This window comes from Promicromonospora kroppenstedtii DSM 19349 (assembly GCF_000515355.1).
Classification (GTDB): Bacteria; Actinomycetota; Actinomycetes; order Actinomycetales; family Cellulomonadaceae; genus Promicromonospora; species Promicromonospora kroppenstedtii.
Genome location: NZ_KI911751.1, coordinates 1943 through 3389, shown reverse-complemented (window position 1 = coordinate 3389; position 1447 = coordinate 1943). Strand labels below are relative to the sequence as shown.

Annotated in this window: 1 protein-coding gene and 1 pseudogene; one reads left to right on the top strand and one right to left on the bottom strand. The window is 73.7% G+C overall.

All coding sequences use genetic code 11. From position 1 onward, the window contains the following. Window positions 1-669, bottom strand: a pseudogene (locus tag PROKR_RS36240) (hypothetical protein); the annotation flags it as partial. Window positions 670-792: 123 nt separating this feature from the next. Between PROKR_RS36240 and PROKR_RS25730 the strand changes: the two are divergent. Further along, the gene (locus tag PROKR_RS25730) at window positions 793-1416 is read left to right on the top strand and encodes a TetR/AcrR family transcriptional regulator C-terminal domain-containing protein (RefSeq protein WP_036969394.1); all 624 of its coding nucleotides are present in this window, start codon (window positions 793-795) and stop codon (window positions 1414-1416) included. Window positions 1417-1447 lie beyond the last annotated feature (31 nt).

Below are 1447 nucleotides of genomic sequence, written 5' to 3'. Positions count from 1 at the left end.
CCGGCCCGCCGAGACGCCCCGCTGGCCGGGTGCGACCGCCCGGACCCGTGGGGCCGGCACGACGAACAGGGCGACGACCCCGAGCGCGAGCACCAGCACCACCACGCCGAGCACGAACGCGGTCGGCGCCTGGTAGCCGGGGTCCTCCGAGAGCGTCACCGTGCGCAGCAGCCCCACGCCGAGCACCGCGACGACGCCGGCGACGACCGTCCCCGGCACGCCGAGATACGGGCGGCCCCGGTGCGCGGGGAAGAGCAGGTTCGTCAGCGCGATCGGGATGCAGACGGTGAACACGGCGTGGTAGATCGCGTTCGCCTCGAGGTACGGCAGGTTGACGCCGAGCACGCGGGCACCCCACGACGCGGCGTCGTACAGGTGCGGGCTGGTCAGCGCCTGCAGGCCGATCCCGTCCTCGACCAGCTCGTAGGCCAGGGCGAGCAGCAGGATGCTGGGCCAGCCGCGCCCGCGTCGCGCGACCAGCTCGCGGATCAGCAGCACGCCCGCGCCATAGACCGGCATCCAGAGCAGCACGAGCCACGCCATCCGGACCGGAGTGGACCCCAGGGCGAGCTCGGCGATCAGCGGTGTGAGCGCCACGAGCGTCCAGGCGGCGCCGCGGTTTCGCAGGCGCGGTGGGCGGGCGGGACTCGGTGCGTGCGCGTTCGTCATCGCTGCTCCCCCTGACGGATTCCCGCCATCTCTTCGTCACTTCCCGGGCAGCTCCATGTCCCGGGAAGTTCCTTATCACTGATAAGTATCACTGATAAGGAGCGCCCTGGCTAGAGTCGGGCCATGCCGCGTACCCGACCTGGACTCGACCGCCCGACGATCGTCGCCGCGGCCATCGAGACGCTGGACGAGCGCGGCCTGGACGGGTTGTCCAGCCACAACGTGGCGCGCCGGCTCGGCGTGCAGCAGCCCGCGCTGTACCACCACTTCCGCAACAAGGCCGAGCTGCTGAACGCCGTCGCGGCCGAGGTGCTCGACCGCCGGCACACCGACCGGCTGCCCGGACCGGACGAGGGCTGGGACGCGTTCCTGCTGCGCAACGCCCGCAGCCTGCGCCGCGCCATGCTCTCCGTGCGCGACGGCGCCCGCCTGATCGCCTCGACCGGGCCGCGGGCCCCGAACCTCGCCAACTCGGTCGCGCAGGTCGCCCACCTCGAGGCGCAGGGGTTCGGCGGGCCGGACGCCGTGCTGGCGTTCATCGCCGTCTCCCGGTACACGATCGGGGCGACCCTCGAGGAGCAGACGACGCCCAGCGGGCAGTCGATCCTGGCCGACGACACCGGCGCCGTCGAGGGCGCCGACAGGCTCGCTCAGGCCGTCCGGGCCGTCACCGAGCTGGGCCCTGAGCACGAGTTCGAGGCCGGGCTCACCGCCCTCGTGCGCGGCCTGGCCCCGCGCGGCGCCTGAACGCCGGGTTTCGGCCGGCACCCGCCGGGAG